Raw genomic sequence first — 21,434 nt, forward strand, 5'->3', positions numbered from 1 at the left:
TCGACCTCGTGGACTCCGGCGTCGGCAGAGTCAAGATCGAAGCGTATAACTAAGCGCACCGCCCCAGACGTTTATCCCCCCCCCCGGCCCGTTCAGGCAGTCGAAAGTTTTCGGTTGCCTGTTTTCTTACGAAACCAGAACAAGCCCAAGCTAGCTGCACGCTTCTTTTTTACTGGTAAAATCATCAATTTACCAGAAGGGCACCGCTAAAAAGCGTCGTGAGCGACCAGAGTGCAAGGCGGATGGAGAAGAGAAACCGGAGCGCACATGCAAGTACGTAAGGATTTCGAGCACCACCCAATCCCGAAAGCTTTCGGGACGATAAGTTTTTAGAGGCACCCAGAAGCTGAAGAACCGGCTACATCACTTCTGTATCGAAACGAGCCTGTCACTCCAAGCCTGAAGGCCACCCATTACTCAAATCAGAGGCACCGCAATGGCAAAATGGCAAATCAACGAAATCCGCAAAACAGCGGGCAACAACGCCTGTATAATCTTCATCCACGGGTTCACCGGCGACACAATAAAAACCTGGCGAAAGTTTGGTGAACTGCTAAGACAAGAGTCTGCATTGATTGACTGGGACTTATTGAGTTTTGGTTATGAAAGTTCACTTATCCCTGATCTGACCGATCTGTGGCAGGGGAATCCTCCGATAAAAACCATCGCCGATTCCTTGAGAACATTCATCCGTAATGACGATGTATCCTCATACGGTGTTTTTTTGTTTATTGCTCACAGCATGGGAGGTCTTGTCCTTCAACGCGCCCTTCTTGACGATCAAGCGCTGAAAATAAAAGTTGACAAGGTGATCCTGTTCGGAACTCCGAGTTTCGGGCTAAGCAAGGCATGGATTTTCCAGCATCCTTTTTTGTGGCGTTTTTTCAGGCAAATTGGCGACATGGGAAAAACAAGCACTTTCATCACTTCTTTACGAAATGACTGGAACAATCAGTTTGGCGATACAATGCCTTTCGGATTTCTTGCAGTCGCTGGCCGAAACGATGAATTCGTGCCCATATCGGCCTCGATCGAGGGATTTCCTGACGAACAGTGCGCCGTGGTGCCAGGCAATCACCTGACCATAATCAAGCCAACCAAGCCCAATGACGCCAGTATTAAACTGGTCATTAATTTTATTCTTGGCAAAAAAAGCTTCCGTGGATCAAAAGGCACGGTGGCGCTCGCTCTTGAAAGACGAAAGTTCGAGCAAGTTGTTGCCCTGCTTGGCAAAAACAGAAAACATCTCGACAGGCACGCATTGGTTGACCTGGCCTTGGCTTATGATGGGCTGGGCAAACGCGACGACGCCATGAACGTACTCGGCGATGCCCGGCGACACGGGGCGGATGCGATGGGCGTGCTGGCCGGTCGGCACAAGCGTAACTGGCTTCAGGACAGAATCGACGAGGAAGCTCGCACCTCCCTCACCCTGTACGATGAGGCATACGAAATCGCCAAAGCGAAGGGCGATTTTTCGCAAGCTTACTACCACGGCATCAACCTCGCATTCCTGGCCCTGATGTACGAAGACGATCCCGGCAAAGCTCAAGGCATCGCGCAGCAGGTGCTTGAGCATTGTACGGATGCTATAAAAAACGAAAAAGCCAACGATCGCCTGTGGCGACTGGCTACGGAAGGCGAGGCCAACCTGATACTTGGGAAGATTGATGTGGCGCGCGCACGCTACGAAAGTATGCTGAAAAGCACGCCAACGCCGGAACCCTGGCAACTCACCTCTACAGCCCAACAAGCACTGCTCATCGCCGACAAGTTAGGCGATGAACAAGTCGCCCAATCTCTGCTGAAACTCTTTTCCGGAGACCAGCCATGAACCAGCATAAACCGTTGTGTTTCGTCATCATGCCTTTCGGCACGAAGCCCGACCCGGTTGGAGGTCCCGACATCGATTTCGACCGCATCTACAACATCGCGATCAGACCCGCCATCGAAGAGGCAGACATGGAGCCCATTCGCGCCGACGAGGAACGTGTGGGCGGCATCATCCATGAGGCAATGTTCGAGCGACTACTGTTGTGCGACTATGCCATCGCCGACCTGACAACGGCCAACGCCAATGTCTTTTACGAGCTCGGCGTCCGCCACACCGCCCTGCCCAGAACAACCCTGACCATCTTTGCGCAACATCAACGAATCCCGTTCGACGTCAATTTCCTGCGCTCGCTACCCTATGCGCTTGGCGAAAATAACGGCCTCGACGATAAACAGGCCCTTGCTCTGCGCAACGCCGTATCCGCAAAACTTCGCGACCTTCGTCGGCTCAACGCGAGCCAGGCTCCGATCGACAGCCCTCTGTTCAAGCTGCTTTCCGACTGGAATCCCGGCCAGATCGCCCACGATAAAACCGACACTTTCCGCAATCGGGTGCAACTCAATGAAACGATGAAACAACGGCTTACGGTGATCCGCGAACAGTACAAACAAGAAAGCACACGTAAGGAAGCACAAGAGTCATTACAAGCATTCCGCGAAGAAATCGAACCCATCGATGCCGCCGATAATGCTACTCTGGCGGATATGATGCTCACCTATCGCGCCCTCAAGGACTGGAACGGCATGATCGACCTGTATGAGGCCATGCCCCTCATTCTGAAAAAACAGATCATGGTGCGCGAGCAACTGGGCTTTGCCTACAATCGCCGCGCGGGCGAGAACAAATCCCCGACCGACCGCGCTGAAGCCCTGCGCATCCTCACCGATGTGGACAAGCAGCAAGGGCCGAGTCCTGAAACGCTCGGCCTGATAGGGCGCATTCACAAGGATAACTGGGAGGAGGCGATAAAAGCCGATAAATTAACGCTGGCTCGCGGCCACCTCAACAAGGCCATCGACGCCTACCGGCGCGGATATCTCGCCGACCAGCGCGACGCCTATCCGGGCATCAACCTCCTGACCCTGCTCGACATCCGCGGCGACGCTGAATCGCTCAAAGAAAAATCGCGCCTGCTGCCGGTCGTCCGTTTCGCCGTTGAGCGGCGGCTCGCCGGAACAACGCCGAACTACTGGGATCACGCTACCATGCTTGAACTGTCGGTACTGAAAACCGATGAACAACAGGCCCGGAACTACCTCGCCGAAACGGTCGCAATCATCCGCGAAACCTGGGAGCCAGAAACCACCGCCCGGAACCTGAAAATGATCGAAAAGGCCCGGCAGGAACGCGGAGAAGAAACCGCATGGCTCAGAAAAATCATCGACGAACTGGATAACCATTCGAAATAATGGCCGTTACGAAGTCAAGGCTCCGTGTCGTCTCAAACGCATCAAGGATGCGGAGCCGCCTCCTTGACTTTCCGCGTCTGCCCTCCATCCCCGCGAACTGCTCCGCAGCGTAACCGCACACCATCCTGTCAGAAAAACCGGCGCTCTCTGAGAGATACCCCGTTCGCTCCCTTTTCGTTAAGCTCCGGTAAATCATTCAGAAAAGTTTGTCGTTCTGCTGACAATAGTGTAATTAGGTGCGGTTTTTCCCCAACACTCTTTCCCAAGGCAAATATGAACCAACAGGTCGATGTTCTTGTCATCGGCGGCAGCGCGGCTGGCATTGTCGCCGCCACCACCGGCAAGGCGTTCTACGCATCCAAATCATTTCTCGTCGTTCGCAAGGAACCCGAAGCGGTCGTGCCGTGCGGGATTCCCTATATTTTCGGCACACTCGACGGCGTTCAGCAGAACATCGTCCCCACCGCGCCGCTCACCAACGCAGGCGTCGAGTTGCTCATCGATGAAGTCGTTTCGATCAATCGGGAAGCCAAATCAGCCACCACCGCAGGCGGCGTCGTCATCTCGTGGGACAAGCTCGTCATCGCCACCGGCTCCGAGCCGAAAACGCCCGGCTGGCTCGAAGGGCGCGACCTCGACGGCGTGTTCGTCATCCCGAAAAACCGCGACTATCTGATGAGCCTCCGCGCCCGGCTCGAAGAGCCTCGCAAAGTGGTCATCATCGGCGGCGGCTTTATCGGCGTCGAGCTTGCCGACGAACTCGCCAAAAAAGACCACGACGTGACCCTCGTCGAAATCCTCCCGCACGTGCTGAGCATGGCCTTCGACAGCGACCTCTCCGTCAAGGCGGAGGAACTCCTCGTCAAAAGAGGAGTGAAGCTCAAAACCGGCGAGAAGCTCAAAAAACTCGAAGGACAGGAGCGCGTCTCGAAGGTCATCCTCGAAAGCGGCGAACAGATCGACGCCGACCTGGTCATTCTCGCCACCGGCTACGCGCCCAACGTGGAACTCGCCCGCGCGGCTGGCATCAAGATCAACGAACTCGGAGCCATCCGGGTTGACGAGTACATGCGCACCGAGGACAAAAACATCTTCGCCGTCGGCGACTGCGCCGAAAAGTTCTCCTTCATCACCCGCATCGTCAAGGGGCTGATGCTCGCCTCGACCGCCTGCTCGGAGGCGCGAATCGCGGGCATGAACCTCTTCGGCCTCTCCCGGCTGCGCACCTTCAGCGGCACCATCGCCATCTTCTCGACGGCCATCGGCGGCACCACCTTCGCCGCCGCCGGAGTCACCGAGCAGCTCGCCCGCGAGCGCGGCTTCGAGGTGGTTTCGGCGGGCTTCACCGGCATCGACAAGCACCCCGGCACCCTGCCCGACACCTCCAGCCAGTACGTCAAGCTGATCGTCAACAGCGAAAACGGCCTGGTGCTCGGCGCCGCGGTCATGGGCGGCCAGAGCGCTGGCGAGCTGATTAACGTCATCGGAGTCATCATCGAAACCAAGATGACCGTCAACGAGCTGCTCACGCTCCAGTTCGGCACCCACCCGCTGCTCACCGGCCCGCCGACCGCCTACGCCCTCATCAAGGCCGCCGAAGCCGTCGAAATGAAGCTCCGCAACTTCAGGTAAATCGACCCGAAAAACCGCCTTTCCCGGATCACGCGCACTCGCCGATCCGGGAAAGTCCGGACGGCCATGCCTGCGCGACGCCCCGCGCCGATGTTCGGGCTATCGGCTACCAACCCCCTCTTTCGTTTTCAAACCTCAGGACGCCAATAAAAACAGACAAGCGACCCTTCAGATTTTGCGATCAATTAACAATTGTATAAATTAGCTGGATGAACGATGAAATGCTTTCCGCAATACTTGCCTGACGCCAATCACTCATGATCGAAAACCCTCTGCCAAAGGGGCACGTATTGAAAATCATACCCTCAACATTTTGGTGATCCGCCTGCCGAGATACGTTGCCGCCCGCCACAATGGCGAGCTGCCGATCCCGTCAGTGCTTGCCTGATCTTCATCGTTTGCGATGGCATAAGAGCGTTTCGCAGGCGATTCGGTCGTTGACATTGTTAGTTCGCCATTTTTTCCAGCAATCTTTAGGTCAAGTAAATACAGGAGGAATCCTTATGTCACGAACGAAAAAACACGTGTTGGCCATGCTTGCCGCCGCGCCCTTGCTGCTTGCTTCGGGCCACGGATTTGCGGCTACGGGGCAGGAGGCATCGAAACCCGTCAAGCCCGAAACCGAATCACGTGGCGAAATCCTGTCGCTCTCTTGCGCCGGATGCCACGGCACCGACGGCAAAAGCGCCAGCATCATCCCCTCGATCTACGGCAAATCGCCGGACTATATCGAGACCGCGCTGATCGATTTCAAGAACGGAAGCAGGCAATCGACCGTCATGGACCGTCACGCAAAGGGGTATTCTGACGACGAGATTCATCTGATCGCCGAATATTTCGGAAATCTTTCCAAAAAGAACCACTAACCCGAAGGAGGCGGATATGAGTATTTCAAGACGTGATTTCAACAAGCTGCTCCTCGCCGGCACGGCAGGCTCGGCTTTCGGGTTGTTCGGTATCAGCAACACGGCGTTTGCGGCCAGAAAGCGGGTGGTGGTCATCGGCGGCGGATTTGGCGGCGCGGCCACGGCCAAGTATCTCAAAAAGCTCGACCCGACGCTCTCGGTGACGCTTATCGAACCAAAAGCGGCTTTCGTGACCTGCCCCTTCAGCAACTGGGTGCTCGGCGGGCTGAAAACGATGAAAGATATTACCCACACCTACACGGCGCTCCGCAACCAATATGGCGTCAACGTTATTGCCGACCGGGCAGTAGCCATCGATCCGGTAAAAAACTCGGTCAAACTTTCCAGCGGCAAAGTGATCGGCTACGACCGGCTCGTCGTTTCGCCGGGTATCGATTTCAAATATGACGAGATTGCCGGATACAGCAAGAAAATCGCTGACTCCAGCATGCCCCACGCCTGGCAGGCCGGGCCGCAGACCGTGCTCCTGCACAAGCAGCTCCAGGCGATGAAAAATGGCGGCACCGTCGTCCTCTGCCCTCCCGGCAACCCGTTCCGCTGCCCTCCCGGCCCATACGAGCGCGCAAGCCTCATCGCTTACTACCTGAAGCGGCACAAACCGAAATCGAAAATCGTCATTCTCGACGCCAAGGAGAAGTTCTCCAAGCAGGGTCTCTTCACGAAAGGGTGGGAGCGGCTCTATCCCGGCATGATCGAGTGGCGAAGCTCGACCGGCGGCGGCAAGGTTGTCGGCGTTGACGCCAAAACGATGACCGTCGAGACCGAACTTGGCGCGGTGAAGGGTGAGGTCATCAACCTCATTCCGTCGCAGAAAGCGGGCAAGATCGCTTTCGAGGCGGGTCTGGCCAACGAAAAAGGGTGGTGCCCGATCGACCCCGCATCGTTTGAATCGACGATGCACAAGGGCATTCATGTCATCGGCGACTCCTGCATTGCGGGGGCGATGCCGAAGTCAGGCTTCGCGGCCAGCAGCCAAGGCAAGGTCACTGCCGCCGCAATCGTCAATCTGCTTCGCGGCCAGGAGCCGATCTCGCCGTCACTGGTCAACACCTGCTACAGCCTCGTCGGGCCGAACTACGGCGTCTCGGTTGCCGGAGTGTACAGGCTCTCCGAAGCCGGAATTGTCGAAATACCGGGATCGGGCGGTCTGACGCCAGTCGATGCCACCGACGACCAGCTCGAACAGGAAGCGCTGTTCGCCGACGGCTGGTACACCAATATCTGCAAGGATATCTGGGGCTGACCCGCGAGGCCGATGCCGGAAAGCGGCTGTCAAACCGGTTGTGCACCACACGCACAGGGCATTCCAAGCTTGGCCGTGACGCCCGCCACGAGGGTTTCTCCCCACCCTTGAGGCGTCACGGCAAGCCGGGGAATGCCCTTCTTTTTGTTTGATTGCGTGATGGGCCGGATTGTTGCACGGGTTGCCATAACCGCTCGAATGATTGTATTTTCAAGAATACAGTTAAACGACTGAAGCGGACCCCGGCGATCAGAAAGGTTTGCCCCTACAAAAATAACTGCTAACGCCAGTTTATTATTTTTTGTCCGGCTCGAAATCCAAGCAAATCGAGTTCATGCAGAATCTCTTGCCCGTGGGCGGCGGACCGTCGTCGAACACGTGGCCGAGGTGGGCGTCGCACCGTCCGCAGAGCACTTCGGTGCGCACCATGCCGAAAGAGGTGTCCTTCCGATAGACGACGCTGCCGGGCCGCACCGGCCCGAAAAAGCTTGGCCAGCCGCAGGTGCTGGCGAACTTGGCGTCAGAACGGAACAAGGCGTTGCCGCATACGGCGCAGTAGTAGGTTCCGAGGCCGTCGTGGTTCCAGTATTTTCCGGTGAAGGCCCGCTCGGTCTCCCCAAGCCGCGCCACGGCGTAGAGTTCGGGCGAGAGCACCTTTTTCCAGACCTCGTTGGGCAGGTCGAGCCGGGTGGTGTCGGTTCGGGAGTAGTAGGGGTTGTTCGGGTGGCTGGCGTTGCTCATGGCGGCTCCGGGTTGGGTTGGCGTCGATGTTTGCGGGGATGCTTGACAAGCGGCAAGCGCAAGCAGGATCAGCGGAACAAATGAGATGATTCGTTTCATGGCGGTCGCGGTTTCTGACCATAACCGCCGCGCTGCCGCAAGCGTTCCGGCTAAGGCTCCGTAGCGGATTGGTACTCCAGCCAGGCTTTCGATATATCCTTGCGCGACATGAACAGGAAAATCGTGGCCACGATGGTTACGAACGCGCCGATTCTGAGCGCCGCGGAGGTGCCGAAATGCTCCGAAATCAAGCCCATCTGCAAATTACCGAGCGGCATGAGGCCGAGAAGCACCATCAGGTAGATGCTCATCACGCGCCCGCGGAAGCGGTCATCGACGAGGCGCTGCACGGTGGCGCTCATTGTGGCGAAGGCCAACAACATGCCGAGGCCGGAGATGAACAGAAAAGCGAGCGCCAGCGGCAGCCAGGTTGCGAAGGTGAACGCCACCAGCGCCAGCGCGAAAGTCATGATGCCGCCGATCACCAGCCGGTCGGCGCGCACCTTGCCGCTCGTCACGGACACCACCACCGTACCGGAAAGCGAGCCGAGACCGAACGCCGAATAGAGGTAGCCCATGCCCGCCGCGCCGATGCCGAAGGTCTGCTTGGCCACCACGGGCAGCATCGACATGAACGACCAGCCGAAGATCGAGACCACGCCTGCGAACAGCACGATCGCCCTGATGACCGGATGCCTGCGGGTGTAGTCGATGCCCGAACGGATCGACTGGATCGGGCGCTCCTCCACCGACGGACGTTGCGGCGCGGAGGTCAGCCGGATCGCCAGCAGGGCTGCAATGACCGCCACGTAGCTTATGCCGTTGGCGATGAAGGCTCCTCCGGTTCCGACCCAGGTAATCATGAACCCGGCCAGCACCGGCCCGACAACCCTCGACGCATTGAAAATCGAGGCGTTGAGGGCCACCGCGGCGGGCAAATCGTTACGCTCGACCATCTCGCTGATGAACGCCTGTATCGCGGGCGTAGCGACCGCACCGACGCTGCCGAGCAGGAAAGCCATCACGAGAATGACGGGAATAGTAATATGGCCGCTGAGGGTGATCGCCCCAAGGATGAAAGCCAGGATCATCGAGAGCACCTGCGTCCAGAGAAAAATCGCCTTCCTTGAATAGCGGTCAACGATCATGCCGCCAATAAGCGACAGCAGCAAAGTCGGCACGGTTGAGGTGGCCGCCGTGACGCCGACCCAGAAGGCCGAACCGCTCATTTCGAGCACCAGCCACCCCTGGGCCACCATCTGCAACCAGGTACCGATCATCGACACGATCTGCCCGACGAAATAGAGTCGGAAGTTCCGGCTTGCAAAAGGAGGAAACGCCGCCAGCAGTTTCGACTTCGCGCCGCCGGGCTGGTCGGCAGCGTCATGTTCAGGAGAGGCCTCTTCGGCGGCAGTAGTCATGGGTTATCGCTCATTCGAGTCAAAAATATCAGGCAAGAACGGAAGGCAGGAAAAGAAACGGCCGTTTCAACCGGATTCAGGCTGGCGCAAAGGTTCAGGACAGTCGTTTTATCTCCGCTTCGACCTCGCCGATGACCTCAGGATTGCAAATCTCTTTTTTCTCACCAGTTTTTGCTGAGTAAACATAGAAGACCTTCCCGCCGAATTTCTCGCTGAACGCTTTGTGCGTCTCTGCCTGAATGGACTTCTCCTTGAAAATCTCGGGAAGTTGCGGAGCACCGCCGCCAAAGGTAATCGGCTTGATCTGCAATCCGATATAATGCTGGTTGACGCTGATGAAAAAGTCAACATTGTACAAGCGATCCCACTCATCCGGGGCTGACTCGATTTTCACGCCAAGCTTGTGCTGTAACTGACCGTAAACGGTCTGGATTTCAGTCACGTAGCCATCATACGTTCTGTCGATGACGAGCTGCTTCATGTAGTGAATGCAATCCTCTTCAGAAATCTCGGCCACTTCGGACTGAATCACTTCCGTTATTTTTACATAGAGCCGTTTGCCGAGTTCGACGATATGCTCCTCCGGCCTGACCTGCGCATAATAATAGTCGCGCCACTCCTCGATATTTTTCGGCGAACACTTCCTGATCGATTCGGAGGTCGGCCCGACGTTCTTCTTGAAATTGAGCTGAAAGCGGTTCATCGCGCTGTTCAGAATCCACTCTTTAGCCATCGATTTGAGCGGTTAGCGTTAAGAATTTTTCCCTGTATTTATATTCATAGCTCTCGTCGATCCCGACAAAACCGCTTTTGATGAGATGGGCATTGACGAAGGTTTTGTTTTCGAGATAGAGGTAACAAAGCAGATTCCGCTGCTCGTCGTGTTTGGTATTGTCGTACTTCATGAAAACCCTCTTTCCTCTGACCTTTTCGGCGAGAAAGCGCATGGCCATCTCCTTTTTTTCAGAGTCGGCCCTGACTCCGATCAGCCTGACCAGAAGACCGTTTGAGAGACGAATCCGTTCAGGAGTCAGAATATCGCTGACCGTGAAGAACTCTTCTCGTTGCGCTCCGTTCTGCTGATCGATTCTCGACCCGAAGGTCAGCTTGCGGGGATCGACCTTTTTGTCGAGCTTGTGCGGATCCTCGAATCGATAGGGCAACCAGTCGAGCATATCAGCGATGTTACCTTGCGGATGATCCTGCCGGAAATGAAATTCAGTGCCAGCCAGATCCTGCTGCTGCGCGTTGAGCTTTACTTTGGCGATTTCGATGAACTCCGGGTTGATTTCGTAGCCGACCGAGTTGCGTCCGAGATTTTTGGCCGCGAGCAAGGTCGTGCCACTGCCCATGAAGGGGTCGAGCACCGTGTCGCCCTGGAAGGCGAACATTTTGATGAGTCGCCGGGGAAGCTCTTCGGGGAACATGGCGATGTGGCCGTCCTGTTTGGCTCCGGCGAAGTTCCAGTGCCCGGCGAAAAAGGTGTTCCACTCCTCCCTGGTCATGGCGGAACGCTCTTTCTGTTCGGGGGTCGGTTTGGGTGCTGTGCCCTGCTTTTTGAAGATGAGGATGAACTCGTAGTCGAGCTTGAGGATGCCGTTGCGCGGATAGGGGAAGCTGCCCATGATGGTCGCCCCGCCGGTGGTGTTGGTGGTCGTGACCTTCTGCCAGATCACCGCGCCCATGTAGTCGAGGCCGATGGTTTCACAGAAGCGGATGATCTCCGTCCTGATCGGAATGACTTTATAGCGTCCGTAATAGACCGAGCGGGCGAACTGGTCGCCGATGTTGATGCAGAGGCGGCAACCCGGATGGAGCACCCGGTCGCACTCTCGCCAGACAAGGTTCAGGTTGTTGATGTAGCTTTCGTAGCTGTCGTGAAAGCCGATCTGCCGCTCGCTGCCGTAATCCTTGAGCTGCCAGTATGGCGGAGAGGTGATGACCAGATGCACGGATCGATCCAGCAAGAGGTTCATCTGGCGGCTGTCGCCGTGAATGATGGTGTGGGTCGTCTTCAATGGTTCATTTTCTTTTTCTCGTCAAACACTCTCTCACGAAGGTAAAAAGAAAATGATGTGATTGCCGTATGAAAATCCGGCGCGGTCAACCGACGAATTCACTCGCCATCGAATCCGCCAGAGGCTTCCCGCCCGGAGTGGCCGGACGCATCGAGTCTGCCTCCGCCCTTCCTTTCGCCGTCGCCGGAGGAGTGGGCGGAACAATCCTGCGCCGCGCCGTCGCTCTCGGCGTCCCGGCTTTTGTGCGAAGCCTTGAGGTGGCAGCGGTAAAAAAAGGGAGAGTCTTCTGCTGGTTTCATAACGCTATCGTTTTGTGGCCGACATTAAAAAAAATCAGAGTTCCGGAAATGAGCAGAACCGGGTTCGGCAAGCATGGCGAGCGAACCGGACGCAATGCTCAGCGGTCGGGATCGTTCGGAACGTCTCGATACATCCGGAAATTGGCCACGGTTTTCATTTCTCAGGAAAAAATCGGTCATGGGGAAATTTTTCGTACAGAGAGCCTTATTTTCAGGTATGGTGACCTCGGGTTTCTTCAAGGTCAATCCATTGCTTCACATAACCAATCACACACTGCCATGAGCGCTCACATCTATAAGAAACTCGAAATCGTCGGCTCCTCGGCCACCAGCATCGAAGAGGCTGTAAACAACGCCGTTACCAAAGCCGCCGAATCCATCAGGAACATCCGCTGGGTCGAGCTGGTCGAAACCCGTTGCCATGTCGAAGACCAGAAAATCGCCTACTGGCAAGTCACCTGCAAGATCGGCTTCACCCTCGACGAGAACTGAGCGGCAACTCACGTCACGCCCATGAAAGGCTGCCCTGGCTTTGAGGCCCAAGGCAGCCTTTTTCGGTTTGAGCAGGCTCAGTGGACGAAGTGGACGGAATACCAGAAACACTCAACCCGCCCTCTTTCAATTCATAATTCATCATTCATCATTCATCATTCTCTCACAGCCTGTGCGTCAGGTTCAGGGCCCAGTTGGTCTGGCTGTGCGAAATCACGGTCTGGTCGCCGTTGGTAGCGGTTACCCTGGGCGCCCAACTGAACGCGGCTGCCACGCTGGTGGCGTCGTTGACGCGGTAGCCGAAGCCGCAGGTGTAGTGGTTGGTCGTAATGGCCGGAAAGAGCGGATTGAGGTACTGGTCGGGCACCGGGTTGGTCGAGAAGCTGGCTCCTGCGCGAAGGGCGAGCTTGTCGGTGGCTTTGTACTGCACACCGACCGACCAGATCGTCTGATCCTTCCACTCCTGCTTCATCGTGACGTCGAGATTCTGCCCGGCAAATGCGGGATTCGAGTCGTCGGCAATGAAAGTCATTTCAAAATTCTCCATGACCGAAGACCAGTCAATGTATTTCACATCGCCGGCGATCAGCCACTTATCCGACGGCTTGACCGAGATTCCGGCAGCGAAAGTCGCTGGCCACTCGAAGTTGCGCACCTTTATTTTACCAGTTACCGAAACCGGTCCGGCACCAAAAGCCGCTCCTGATCCGGCAAACGAAAGGGTTGCCTTGTTCGTTTCGAGATCGGCAAGCTTGGTCTGAGTGTGATAGCTCGCGCCGATGGTCACCACTTTGCTGAACTGGTGGGTGAAGCCGAATTTCAGGCCGGTGCCGAATCCCACCGCTTTGCCAATCCAGGGCGAATCGTTCGAGAAGTCGAACCGGGCGTAATTGATGTCAGTTATCCCCCCCGGCCCCATCATGGACTCCAGCGAAGTTCGCATCGAGCCGCTTACCGAACCGCCGTTTCCACCCATCAGGCCTGCAAAGTGTTGACCGTCCATGTCCATCTGCAAGTCCATGCTGGCGATCACGACGTCGAACGATGCGCCGAGCGTCGTCTTGTCGGTCAGATTGTAGGCCACCGGAAACATGATGCGCCCGACGCCAACCTCGCTGCGAATATCCTTGCCGCTCATGAAAATATCGGCCCCACCCATCGATTTACCTCTCTGAAACAGCGGCGAATCGTTGCCGTAGTCGGTGCCCATGCCGCCCTGGGCGAGCATGGCGACGCCCCAGGTAATCTGCGTCGCGGCGCATGTAGGACATCGAGGGCATGAAGAACGAGGTTGCGTCCGATTTGTCGCTCGCGCCGCCGTTCTCCAGCTTGATGTTCGGATGCAGACCCCGGATGCCGAAGCCGATCTCAGACTCCCCCTCTTTCATGAAGCCGAGAGTTGCCGGGTTGTTCATGACGGCGGAGTTGCCCGTATCGTAGGCTGAGCCGGTGCCGCCCATGGCCATCGATTTGGCGCCATACCCTTCGAGGTTCATGCCATTGGTGGCGAAAGCCGGAGTGGCTCCGAGAAGCACGAGAAGGGCCAGAACCGAACATGCTGTTTTTCGAATCATGATAGTCTGTGACTTGAGTGTTGGATGCTTACGACCAGCTCCATCCCGATGAACAGCATCCCCGCGACGGGCCGCTATTGAACGATCTTGAGGGATATGAGGGCCGGGTTGATTATATCCGGAGCACGGTTCACTCCGGGACACCTGTTTGTCGCATTGCGATTCCGCGAACCAGAATGCGACAGCTTGCAATTCCGCGACTCGCTCGAAAGCAGCTGCGTCTGCGGACGGAAGAAAAACTGCATGACCGGTTTGACGCCGGAGCTATTCATAAGCAAAACAACCTGTTCAGCGAAGCGGGGCTGGCCGAAGAGCCAGCGTCTGCCGTTTTCCTGCTCGGCCATCAGATGCCTGACGGGAGAATACATGCAGGGGTAAGTGAAAACGGTAACGAAAAAATCAACGATATTACTATATAACCAGAGCAATATATGGTAATATTATGAAGTGTGCAACACTTGAAGAAAAAACCTGGCGTACGGTCATAAAAAAAAGCGGGCATCGCTGCCCGCTTTCAGAGTATCGAGAAAATTGCGCCGTGCCTCAGTGCTCGGCGGTATAGCGCTCAGGGGCAAGCTCCCAGTGCTCGGGTGAACTCCAGAGCGTCGAGAGCATCAGCTCGCGGATGTGGGTGAACTCTTTGGGGAGCCGGTCGAAAAGCTTCTCCAGCAGCTCTTCGTGCGAGAACAGCTCCTGCTTCCACGCTTCGCGATCCACCGACATGAGTTTCAGGAACTTCTCCCTGGTGAATCCGTCAAGACCACCCCAGTCGAGCGATTCATATCGCGGCATCCAGCCGAGCGGGCTTTCGACCGCGCCGGATCGGCCATGCACGCGCCCCATGATCCACTTGAGTACCCGCATGTTGTCGCCGAAGCCGGGCCAGAGGAACTTGCCGTTTTCGTCCTTGCGGAACCAGTTGACGCCGAAAATCCTCGGCGGATCGGAGAGCGTGCGGCCCACATGCAGCCAGTGGTTGAAGTAGTCGCCCATGTGGTAGCCGCAGAAGGGGAGCATGGCGAAGGGGTCGCGGCGCACGTCGCCAACCTTGCCAGCCGCTGCCGCCGTTTTCTCCGAACCCATCGTGGCGGCCATATAGACGCCGTAGTACCAGTTGGCCGACTGATAGACCAGCGGAATGGTGTCGCCCCGGCGTCCGCCGAAGATGAAGGCTGAAATCGGTACGCCGTCTGGATTTTCCCACTCGGAGTCGATAACCGGGCACTGGCTGGCCGGAGCGGTGAAGCGGGCGTTCGGGTGCGCCGCCGGGCGGTCGCAGCCCGGAACCCAGGGCTTGCCCTGCCAGTCGATGAGGTACTCGGGAGGCGTGTCGGTCATGTCCTCCCACCAGACGTCGCCGTCGGGGGTGAGCGCCACGTTGGTGAAGATGCAGTTGGCGTACAGGGAGGCCATCGCATTCGGATTGCTCTTTACCGAGGTGCCCGGCGCGACGCCGAAAAAGCCATGCTCCGGGTTGATGGCGTGCAGGCGTCCATCCTTGCCCTGCTTGATCCAGGCGATGTCGTCGCCGACGGTGGTGATCTTCCACCCCTCCATTTCGACCGGCGGAATCATCATGGCGAAGTTAGTCTTGCCGCAAGCGCTGGGGAAAGCCGCGCCGACGTAATCTTTTTCACCCTCCGGCGACTCGACGCCGAGAATGAGCATGTGCTCGGCCAGCCACCCCTCGTCGCGCGCCATCGAGGAGGCGATGCGCAGGGCGAAGCACTTCTTGCCGAGCAGCGCATTGCCGCCGTAGCCGCTGCCGTAGGAGACGATGGAGCGCTCCTCCGGGAAGTGGACGATGTACTTGGTGTCGTTGCAGGGCCACGGCACATCCGCCTGGCCGGGTTCAAGCGGCGCGCCAACCGAGTGCAGGCAGGGCACGAACTCCGCCTCTTCGTCGAGCAGCTCGAGCACCTGGCGACCCATGCGGGTCATGATGCGCATGTTGGTGACGACGTAGGGCGAGTCGGTGATCTCGACGCCGATGTGCGCGATGTGCGAACCGAGCGGCCCCATGCTGAAGGGTATAACATACATGGTGCGCCCCTTCATGCAGCCGGCCAGGAGCTTGTTCAGCGTCGCCTTCATCTCTTTGGGCGCGACCCAGTTGTTGGTCGGCCCGGCGTCCTGGCGGCGAATGCTGCAAATGAAGGTGCGATCCTCAACCCTGGCCACGTCGCTCGGATCGGAGCGGCAGAGAAAGCTGTTGGGTCGCTTCTCTTCGGAGAGCTTGATGAAGGTGCCGCTTTCGACCATCCCGGCGCAAAGGCGGTCGTACTCCTCCTCCGATCCGTCGCACCAGCAGACCGAATCGGGCTGGCACAGTTCGACGGTCTCTTTGACCCATTGGAGAAGTTTCAGGTTCTTGACGTACTCCGGCGCATTAATAGGTATCGGTTCCATAATGACTGTTAAATCTTTTGAAATGTTTGATGTTGTTGAAATAGCGTTAAAACAGCACGCCCCGGCAAGAAATCTTCCGGGGCGCTTGAAAATGAAGAACCTTGTCGCTCGACACGGCAACGGACAAGCCGTGAAGTTGACGAGCGGGCAGCCATTACTTTTTGCTGCTCTTTTTGGCGACCGTCATGCTGGCGATCTTCTCGAACTCCGCCTTGCTTCGCGGTCCGACGATCACCCCGGTAAGCATTCCGGACGAATCGACGATGAACGAGGTTGGAATGCCCGTGATGCCACCGTCGATATAGCCGTTGAACGCCCGGATCAGAGCGGGCGTGGCCATCATCACCGGGTAGGTGATGCCCTGGGTTTTCATGAAGTTCTTCACATTCGGCGCCTGTTCGTTGACCGCGATGCCGACAAAGGTGAATCCTTTGGAGGCCCAGGCTTTCTGAACCTGCACCATATCGGGAATCTCCGAGCGGCAGGGAGGGCACCAGGTGGCGAAGAAATTGACGATGTAGGCCTTGCCCTTGAGGGAGGCCGAGGAGAAGGGCTTGCCGTCAACGCTCACTCCGGAAAAGGAGGGCGCTGGCGTCGGCTTGGCGTCAGCCTGCGCGGAGAAGACAAAAGAGAGTGCAAGAACCATGAGCGCGGCCACGAAAGGGGCGAAGGGGGAAGCGAATCTTTTCATAACGTTTCTTTTGGTTACTGATCCAGTCCGAATCAATGTTCGTCAGTGACAAATAGTTCTGGATTCCAATATAGGAATCCCAAGCTTTTCCCCTTGACGCAGCCCCGATATTTCTTTGTGTTTTGAGAACAAATAAGCTATATTTCGTCTCGATTTTTCTGCTTGCGGGCGGAAAGCGCTGTTTCAAGCCACCTTAGCTCAGTTGGTAGAGCAACTGTTTCGTAAATAGTAGGTCGTGGGTTCAAGTCCCTCAGGTGGCTCGCTTGGCCCGAAAACCCGAGCCGGGTAACCGGTACAGAGCCTGAGCCGAGTCGCATGACTCCGGCCCCAAACGTTTGAATGCAACCAAAATCCCATACTGTCACCATGCAAGAAGGTAAGATTTCCCAGATCATCGGCCCTGTCGTTGACGTTGATTTCCTTGAAGGCCAACTTCCCTCTATCCTCGATGCCCTCACGGTCACCCGCCAGGACGGCTCGAAGCTGGTTCTCGAAACCCAGCAGCATCTCGGCGAGGAGCGAGTCCGCGCCATTGCCATGGAGGGCACAGACGGTCTGGTCAGGGGCATGAGCGTCGCAAACACCGGCAAGCCGATCCAGGTTCCTGTCGGCGCTGAAGTGCTCGGACGAATGCTGAACGTCGTCGGTGATCCTATCGACGGCAAAGGCCCTGTACCTTCAAAGAAATCCTACTCCATTCACCGCACCGCTCCCAGATTTGACGAGCTTTCGACCAAAGCCGAGATGTTTGAAACCGGCATCAAGGTCATCGATCTTCTGGAGCCTTACTCCCGCGGTGGTAAAACCGGTTTGTTCGGTGGCGCAGGCGTCGGCAAGACCGTGCTCATCATGGAGCTGATTAACAATATCGCCAAGCAGCAGTCGGGCTTCTCCGTCTTTGCCGGCGTCGGCGAGCGCACCCGCGAAGGAAACGATCTCTGGCACGAGATGATGGAGTCCGGCGTTATCGACAAGACCGCGCTCGTGTTCGGTCAGATGAACGAGCCTCCGGGAGCACGCGCGCGCGTCGCCCTGACCGGCCTCAGCATCGCCGAGTATTTCCGTGACGAAGAGGGCCGTGACGTGCTGCTCTTCATCGACAACATTTTCCGCTTCACCCAGGCAGGCTCCGAAGTCTCCGCGCTTCTCGGACGTATGCCGAGCGCCGTGGGCTACCAGCCGACCCTCAGCACCGAGATGGGTGAGCTTCAGGACAGGATCGTCTCAACCAAGAAAGGTTCCGTCACCTCCGTGCAGGCCATCTACGTGCCGGCTGATGACCTTACCGACCCGGCTCCGGCCACCGCATTTGCTCACCTCGACGCCACGACCGTGCTTTCGCGCCAGATCGCCGAGCTCGGCATCTATCCTGCGGTCGATCCGCTCGATTCGACCTCGCGAATTCTCGATCCGAACGTCGTCGGTGACGATCACTACGACACCGCGCAGGCTGTCAAGCAGATTCTCCAGCGCTACAAGGATCTTCAGGACATCATCGCCATTCTCGGCATGGACGAGTTGAGTGACGACGACAAGCTCGTGGTTGCCCGCGCCCGCAAGGTGCAGCGCTTCCTGTCGCAGCCCTTCTTCGTGGCAGAGGCATTCACCGGCCTGGCTGGTAAATATGTCAAGCTCGAAGATACCATCAAGGGCTTCAAGGAGATCATCGCAGGCCGTCACGACAACCTTCCCGAAGCGGCCTTCTACCTGGTCGGCACCATCGAAGAGGCGGTCGCAAAAGCAAAAACGCTCTAAACCAACGGCAAAGACATGGCAAGTTCCGACACCTTTACGCTCGATATCGTCACGCCGCAGAAGCTCTTCTTTTCGGGAGAGATCAACAGCGTCATCGCTCCGGGCCTGAACGGTCTGTTCCAGGTGCTGAAAGGGCACGCTCCGCTGCTTGCCGCTTTGAAAAGCGGCAAAGTTCGCCTGTCACTTTCCGACCGCTCCGAGGACTCGTTCCAGATCGCCGGCGGATTCTTTGAAGTAAGCGGCAACAAGGCAATTCTGCTGACCGAAGAGGTCTCCTGACTGACATCAGCATAACAGCATCAGAACCATCAGCAGCGCTTCCGGGCAATGCTGATGGTTTTTGCGTTCATGAAAATCCTGATTCCCAGGGCGCTGCAGAGAGGGGAGGTGATCGGCCTGGTCTCACCCTCGTCAACCTGCGCTGATCCCGCAAAGATCGAACAGGCCGTTACTTACCTTGAGCGCTGTGGCTACAGGGTCAAGACCTCCCGTTATCTGAACCGCTCCGAGCACGACCCGGCCCATACCGACCGGTACAAGCTGCACGACCTTCACCAGATGTTCGCCGACCGCGAAGTCCGCGCCATCTTCTGCCTGCGGGGCGGAGCCGGGGCCACGCGCCTGCTCGACCGGATTGACTACGGCCTCATCGCCTCCAATCCGAAAATCCTCGTCGGCTACTCCGACATCACGGCGCTCTCGCTGGCCGTTTTCAGAAAAACCGGCCTCGTCAACTTTTCCGGCCCCATGGCTGCCACCGAGCTGTATTCGCCAAGCGGCTACACCGAGGAACACTTCTGGGGAGTGCTCACCGATCCCGGCTACCCGAAAAGTCTCGTCAATTTCAGCGGTCACGCGATCAACTGCGTCAAGCCCGGAGCTGTCACCGGCAGGCTGATCGGCGGAAATCTGTCGGTGCTCTCCTCGCTGGTTGGCACCCCCTACCTGCCTTCATTCAGCGGTGCGCTCTTGTTCACCGAAGATGTCAACGAACCGGCCTACCGCATCGACCGGATGCTCTCGCACCTGTTCAACGCCGGGCTGGCGCAGACGTGCCGCGGCCTCATGTTCGGCCAGTTCAGCAAAAACCCCGCCGACGAAAACCGCGACTACCGTTTCGACAAGATTTTCACCTACTACGCCAACCGGATGCACGAGGGCGCGCCGGTGATGACCGGCCTCTCCTACGGTCATATCCGCGAACTGATGACCCTGCCGGTTGGCGCGCGATGCCGCCTGGAGATTTCGCCGGAACGATTCGCCTTCGGCGCTGTGGAAGCGGTGGTTTCGTGCTGACACCGGATTTGCTCGAAAGCCTTCCTCTTTATAAATTACGGCTTGTTTTTCAGTCAACCCCATGACCACTATCATGATCCGGCTCGCCGCGGGCAACGATTCCGATACCAGAACCGAAGAGCTTGTCGCCGATGTCGATACCCTCGACTCCTGGCGCGTGGTGCTTTTCAATGACGACGACCACACCTTCGACGAGGTGATCTTTCAGATCATCAAGGCGGTTCGGTGTACGAGGTCCATGGCTGAAAAGCACACCTGGGAGGTGCACACCAGAGGCCGCTCGATCGTCTATGCCGGAGAGATGTCCAACTGCATCCGCGTCAGCGCCATCCTCGAAGAGATCGCCCTGAAAACGGAAATCCAGACAGGGTAACGCTCATTGACGTTGGCGCGTTGTAAAAGCGCGTCGCGTCGAGACTCTCCTTCTCAAACCCCTTACAGCGCCTTTATCCTCTTTCAACCCGAACGTCGTGAAACATGGAGAGTACGCAGGATTATTCGACATTGCTGATCCTTCTGGGCGGGCTGAGCGGAATCGTGCTCTATGCCGAAGCCGTGCGCGTCGGGTTGCGCGACAAAAGTTACGCGATCCCTTTCTGGGCGGTTGCGCTGAATTTTTCGTGGGCGGTGATGCACACCTTCTTCACGGGAAAAATCGAAGGGGCGTCGCTTCCGGTGGTCATCATCGCCGCGCGGTTAGTGCTCGATGTTGCAGTGCTTTACACCTGGTTCAAATTCGGACCGAGGCATTTTCCTGAAAATCCGGGTGAACGCTGGTTCGTGCCGTGGAGTCTTTTGGTGATCGTGGTTTCATTCGTTCTGCCAGGCGCATTCATCATGCAGTTCGGTGACTATCCGGGCCTCGCCTGCACGGCGTTCATGCAGAACCTTGTGATGTCGCTGCTCTTCATCGCCATGCTGGCCCGCAGAAAGCGCCGGAAGGCGCAAAGCCTGATTATCGCCGTGGCGAAGCTGACGGGTTCGCTCTCGATGACCACACTTTGCGGCGTAATTGGCCTCGAAGCGCTCGATGGCCCGAACAACCTCTTGCTCGTCATCGGCTCGCTGAGCTGCCTGTTCGACCTGATCTACATCGCGCTGCTCAGCCAGGCGAAACCGTACGGAAAGAGGGGCAAGGAGCAGGCCACGATTGTCCAGCAAAATATGACTGGCGGTGAATTCGATGCGTTTCGATCCTGATGTCTGCGAATATAATTGCCGGGTGACAACTCCGCATCCGGCAGCAAAATGTGCTGTCAGCCGATGAGGCAAAGTTAAGCTCGGCGATGAAATCGGGATCGATAGAATCGACGAGCTTTCGATTTGGTGCTTCGAACGACGCTTGCCTCAATACTCTCCCTCAAACTGCGGATGCACCCACAGGAACTCCTGCCGCTTGTTCTGCACCCGAATCAGCCCGCCGAAGCTTGGGTCTTTCTCCTTCAGCCATGCGTGCAACTGCCGCAGGACAGCCCCATCAGCGCGGATCGCCGCGCCGCGCTCCAGCTCCGGCCCGTCACGTTGTGTATCCCCGAGTTTAGCTCCATGTTATGATTCACTAAAGGCCACCTCGAAAAAGAGGGATTTGAAATATTCTTCTGACCAGCGACATCGAAACAAGGCAATATTGCCCGCAAAAGCAGTGGTTCATTGAT

The 21,434-nt window shown here is 57.1% G+C and carries 22 protein-coding genes and 1 tRNA gene; 13 read left to right on the forward strand and 10 right to left on the reverse strand.

The features are described from left to right. Positions 1 to 436 precede the first annotated feature (436 nt). From EST62_RS00355 to EST62_RS00375, 5 genes are all read left to right on the forward strand, one after another. On the forward strand, positions 437 to 1,834 hold the full coding sequence (locus EST62_RS00355) for an alpha/beta fold hydrolase (RefSeq protein ID WP_129050134.1): 1,398 nt from the start codon (positions 437 to 439) through the stop codon (positions 1,832 to 1,834). Beyond that, positions 1,831 to 3,243 carry a TRAFs-binding domain-containing protein gene (locus EST62_RS00360; protein ID WP_129050135.1) on the forward strand — a complete coding sequence of 471 codons (1,413 nt, stop codon included), beginning with the start codon at positions 1,831 to 1,833 and terminating at the stop codon, positions 3,241 to 3,243. Before EST62_RS00355 ends, EST62_RS00360 begins: the two co-directional genes overlap by 4 nt. 273 nt (positions 3,244 to 3,516) lie before the next feature. Next, positions 3,517 to 4,875 (forward strand): FAD-dependent oxidoreductase, encoded by a 1,359-nt coding sequence (locus tag EST62_RS00365; protein ID WP_129050136.1) that lies wholly within the window; start codon positions 3,517 to 3,519, stop codon positions 4,873 to 4,875. A gap of 533 nt (positions 4,876 to 5,408) precedes the next feature. Next, complete coding sequence (locus tag EST62_RS00370) at positions 5,409 to 5,741, forward strand: c-type cytochrome (protein WP_129050147.1); 333 nt, start codon at positions 5,409 to 5,411, stop codon at positions 5,739 to 5,741. Between the two features lie 16 nt (positions 5,742 to 5,757). Further along, entirely contained in the window at positions 5,758 to 7,044 is a 1,287-nt protein-coding gene (locus EST62_RS00375; RefSeq protein WP_167599083.1) for an NAD(P)/FAD-dependent oxidoreductase, read from the forward strand. A 29-nt stretch (positions 7,045 to 7,073) separates the two neighbouring features. On the opposite strand, the gene EST62_RS13320 is transcribed toward EST62_RS00375, so the two are convergent. The 6 genes from EST62_RS13320 to EST62_RS00400 form a co-directional block, all read right to left on the reverse strand. Then, the gene (locus EST62_RS13320; RefSeq protein ID WP_167599084.1) at positions 7,074 to 7,232 is read right to left on the reverse strand and encodes a hypothetical protein; all 159 of its coding nucleotides are present in this window, start codon (positions 7,230 to 7,232) and stop codon (positions 7,074 to 7,076) included. Positions 7,233 to 7,338: 106 nt separating this feature from the next. Beyond that, positions 7,339 to 7,884, reverse strand: a complete 546-nt coding sequence (gene msrB, locus EST62_RS00380; RefSeq protein WP_129050137.1) for a peptide-methionine (R)-S-oxide reductase MsrB — start codon at positions 7,882 to 7,884, stop codon at positions 7,339 to 7,341. Positions 7,885 to 7,934: 50 nt separating this feature from the next. Beyond that, a complete protein-coding gene (locus tag EST62_RS00385) occupies positions 7,935 to 9,245 on the reverse strand; it encodes an MFS transporter (protein WP_129050138.1) in 1,311 nt (436 codons plus the stop codon). Positions 9,246 to 9,339: 94 nt separating this feature from the next. After that, positions 9,340 to 9,978 (reverse strand): MjaI family restriction endonuclease, encoded by a 639-nt coding sequence (locus EST62_RS00390; protein ID WP_129050139.1) that lies wholly within the window; start codon positions 9,976 to 9,978, stop codon positions 9,340 to 9,342. Continuing rightward, positions 9,971 to 11,221: a DNA methyltransferase gene (locus EST62_RS00395; protein WP_129050148.1), complete on the reverse strand. Its 1,251-nt coding sequence runs from the start codon at positions 11,219 to 11,221 to the stop codon at positions 9,971 to 9,973. The genes EST62_RS00390 and EST62_RS00395 overlap by 8 nt, the downstream gene beginning before the upstream one ends. A 140-nt stretch (positions 11,222 to 11,361) precedes the next feature. Continuing rightward, entirely contained in the window at positions 11,362 to 11,562 is a 201-nt protein-coding gene (locus EST62_RS00400) for a hypothetical protein (RefSeq protein WP_129050140.1), read from the reverse strand. A 279-nt stretch (positions 11,563 to 11,841) separates the two neighbouring features. Between EST62_RS00400 and EST62_RS00405 the strand changes: the two genes are divergently transcribed. After that, on the forward strand, positions 11,842 to 12,054 hold the full coding sequence (locus EST62_RS00405) for a dodecin (RefSeq protein WP_129050141.1): 213 nt from the start codon (positions 11,842 to 11,844) through the stop codon (positions 12,052 to 12,054). A 163-nt stretch (positions 12,055 to 12,217) separates the two neighbouring features. On the opposite strand, the gene EST62_RS00410 is transcribed toward EST62_RS00405, so the two are convergent. Together EST62_RS00410 and EST62_RS13935 are read right to left on the reverse strand one after the other, a co-directional pair. Further along, positions 12,218 to 13,282, reverse strand: coding sequence for an OmpP1/FadL family transporter (locus EST62_RS00410; RefSeq protein ID WP_371414660.1), 1,065 nt, complete (start codon positions 13,280 to 13,282; stop codon positions 12,218 to 12,220). Further along, entirely contained in the window at positions 13,218 to 13,628 is a 411-nt protein-coding gene (locus EST62_RS13935) for a hypothetical protein (protein ID WP_371414661.1), read from the reverse strand. The genes EST62_RS00410 and EST62_RS13935 overlap by 65 nt, the downstream gene beginning before the upstream one ends. A 176-nt stretch (positions 13,629 to 13,804) precedes the next feature. Here EST62_RS13935 and EST62_RS13325 point away from each other — a divergent pair, with 176 nt between their 5' ends. Next, positions 13,805 to 14,047, forward strand: coding sequence for a hypothetical protein (locus EST62_RS13325; protein WP_167599085.1), 243 nt, complete (start codon positions 13,805 to 13,807; stop codon positions 14,045 to 14,047). Between the two features lie 124 nt (positions 14,048 to 14,171). Here EST62_RS13325 and EST62_RS00415 read toward each other — a convergent pair whose 3' ends face one another. Both EST62_RS00415 and EST62_RS00420 read right to left on the reverse strand, forming a co-directional pair. After that, positions 14,172 to 16,037: a phosphoenolpyruvate carboxykinase (GTP) gene (locus EST62_RS00415; protein ID WP_129050142.1), complete on the reverse strand. Its 1,866-nt coding sequence runs from the start codon at positions 16,035 to 16,037 to the stop codon at positions 14,172 to 14,174. Between the two features lie 154 nt (positions 16,038 to 16,191). Beyond that, on the reverse strand, positions 16,192 to 16,728 hold the full coding sequence (locus tag EST62_RS00420) for a TlpA disulfide reductase family protein (protein WP_129050143.1): 537 nt from the start codon (positions 16,726 to 16,728) through the stop codon (positions 16,192 to 16,194). Between the two features lie 187 nt (positions 16,729 to 16,915). On the opposite strand from EST62_RS00420, the gene EST62_RS00425 reads away from it, so the two are divergent. The 6 genes from EST62_RS00425 (at position 16,916) to EST62_RS00450 (ending at position 20,979) form a co-directional block, all read left to right on the forward strand. Then, a tRNA-Thr gene (locus EST62_RS00425) sits at positions 16,916 to 16,988 on the forward strand. 106 nt (positions 16,989 to 17,094) lie between these two features. After that, positions 17,095 to 18,483, forward strand: a complete 1,389-nt coding sequence (gene atpD / locus EST62_RS00430; protein ID WP_129050144.1) for a F0F1 ATP synthase subunit beta — start codon at positions 17,095 to 17,097, stop codon at positions 18,481 to 18,483. Positions 18,484 to 18,498: 15 nt separating this feature from the next. Next, positions 18,499 to 18,762, forward strand: a complete 264-nt coding sequence (locus EST62_RS00435; protein WP_129050145.1) for a hypothetical protein — start codon at positions 18,499 to 18,501, stop codon at positions 18,760 to 18,762. A gap of 54 nt (positions 18,763 to 18,816) precedes the next feature. Then, positions 18,817 to 19,779, forward strand: a complete 963-nt coding sequence (locus EST62_RS00440; RefSeq protein WP_245153365.1) for an LD-carboxypeptidase — start codon at positions 18,817 to 18,819, stop codon at positions 19,777 to 19,779. Positions 19,780 to 19,840: 61 nt separating this feature from the next. After that, positions 19,841 to 20,152, forward strand: a complete 312-nt coding sequence (locus EST62_RS00445) for an ATP-dependent Clp protease adaptor ClpS (RefSeq protein ID WP_245153363.1) — start codon at positions 19,841 to 19,843, stop codon at positions 20,150 to 20,152. Between the two features lie 104 nt (positions 20,153 to 20,256). Continuing rightward, positions 20,257 to 20,979, forward strand: a complete 723-nt coding sequence (locus EST62_RS00450; RefSeq protein ID WP_129050146.1) for a hypothetical protein — start codon at positions 20,257 to 20,259, stop codon at positions 20,977 to 20,979. Positions 20,980 to 21,434: the final 455 nt, after the last annotated feature.

This window comes from Chlorobaculum sp. 24CR (assembly GCF_004118635.1).
Lineage (GTDB): Bacteria > Bacteroidota > Chlorobiia > Chlorobiales > Chlorobiaceae > Chlorobaculum.

Excerpts from the sequence above, each read along its gene's own strand:
- EST62_RS00355 (WP_129050134.1), top strand. The coding sequence starts at position 437 with ATGGCAAAATGGCAAATCAACGAAATCCGCAAAACAGCGGGCAACAAC.
- EST62_RS00360 (WP_129050135.1), top strand. The coding sequence starts at position 1,831 with ATGAACCAGCATAAACCGTTGTGTTTCGTCATCATGCCTTTCGGCACG.
- EST62_RS00365 (WP_129050136.1), top strand. The coding sequence starts at position 3,517 with ATGAACCAACAGGTCGATGTTCTTGTCATCGGCGGCAGCGCGGCTGGC.
- EST62_RS00370 (WP_129050147.1), top strand. The coding sequence starts at position 5,409 with ATGCTTGCCGCCGCGCCCTTGCTGCTTGCTTCGGGCCACGGATTTGCG.
- EST62_RS00375 (WP_167599083.1), top strand. The coding sequence starts at position 5,758 with ATGAGTATTTCAAGACGTGATTTCAACAAGCTGCTCCTCGCCGGCACG.
- EST62_RS13320 (WP_167599084.1), bottom strand. The coding sequence starts at position 7,232 with ATGGCAACCCGTGCAACAATCCGGCCCATCACGCAATCAAACAAAAAG.
- msrB (WP_129050137.1), bottom strand. The coding sequence starts at position 7,884 with ATGAAACGAATCATCTCATTTGTTCCGCTGATCCTGCTTGCGCTTGCC.
- EST62_RS00385 (WP_129050138.1), bottom strand. The coding sequence starts at position 9,245 with ATGACTACTGCCGCCGAAGAGGCCTCTCCTGAACATGACGCTGCCGAC.
- EST62_RS00390 (WP_129050139.1), bottom strand. The coding sequence starts at position 9,978 with ATGGCTAAAGAGTGGATTCTGAACAGCGCGATGAACCGCTTTCAGCTC.
- EST62_RS00395 (WP_129050148.1), bottom strand. The coding sequence starts at position 11,221 with ATGAACCTCTTGCTGGATCGATCCGTGCATCTGGTCATCACCTCTCCG.
- EST62_RS00400 (WP_129050140.1), bottom strand. The coding sequence starts at position 11,562 with ATGAAACCAGCAGAAGACTCTCCCTTTTTTTACCGCTGCCACCTCAAG.
- EST62_RS00405 (WP_129050141.1), top strand. The coding sequence starts at position 11,842 with ATGAGCGCTCACATCTATAAGAAACTCGAAATCGTCGGCTCCTCGGCC.
- EST62_RS00410 (WP_371414660.1), bottom strand. The coding sequence starts at position 13,282 with ATGCTCGCCCAGGGCGGCATGGGCACCGACTACGGCAACGATTCGCCG.
- EST62_RS13935 (WP_371414661.1), bottom strand. The coding sequence starts at position 13,628 with ATGATTCGAAAAACAGCATGTTCGGTTCTGGCCCTTCTCGTGCTTCTC.
- EST62_RS13325 (WP_167599085.1), top strand. The coding sequence starts at position 13,805 with ATGCGACAGCTTGCAATTCCGCGACTCGCTCGAAAGCAGCTGCGTCTG.
- EST62_RS00415 (WP_129050142.1), bottom strand. The coding sequence starts at position 16,037 with ATGGAACCGATACCTATTAATGCGCCGGAGTACGTCAAGAACCTGAAA.
- EST62_RS00420 (WP_129050143.1), bottom strand. The coding sequence starts at position 16,728 with ATGAAAAGATTCGCTTCCCCCTTCGCCCCTTTCGTGGCCGCGCTCATG.
- atpD (WP_129050144.1), top strand. The coding sequence starts at position 17,095 with ATGCAAGAAGGTAAGATTTCCCAGATCATCGGCCCTGTCGTTGACGTT.
- EST62_RS00435 (WP_129050145.1), top strand. The coding sequence starts at position 18,499 with ATGGCAAGTTCCGACACCTTTACGCTCGATATCGTCACGCCGCAGAAG.
- EST62_RS00440 (WP_245153365.1), top strand. The coding sequence starts at position 18,817 with ATGGTTTTTGCGTTCATGAAAATCCTGATTCCCAGGGCGCTGCAGAGA.
- EST62_RS00445 (WP_245153363.1), top strand. The coding sequence starts at position 19,841 with ATGACCACTATCATGATCCGGCTCGCCGCGGGCAACGATTCCGATACC.
- EST62_RS00450 (WP_129050146.1), top strand. The coding sequence starts at position 20,257 with ATGGAGAGTACGCAGGATTATTCGACATTGCTGATCCTTCTGGGCGGG.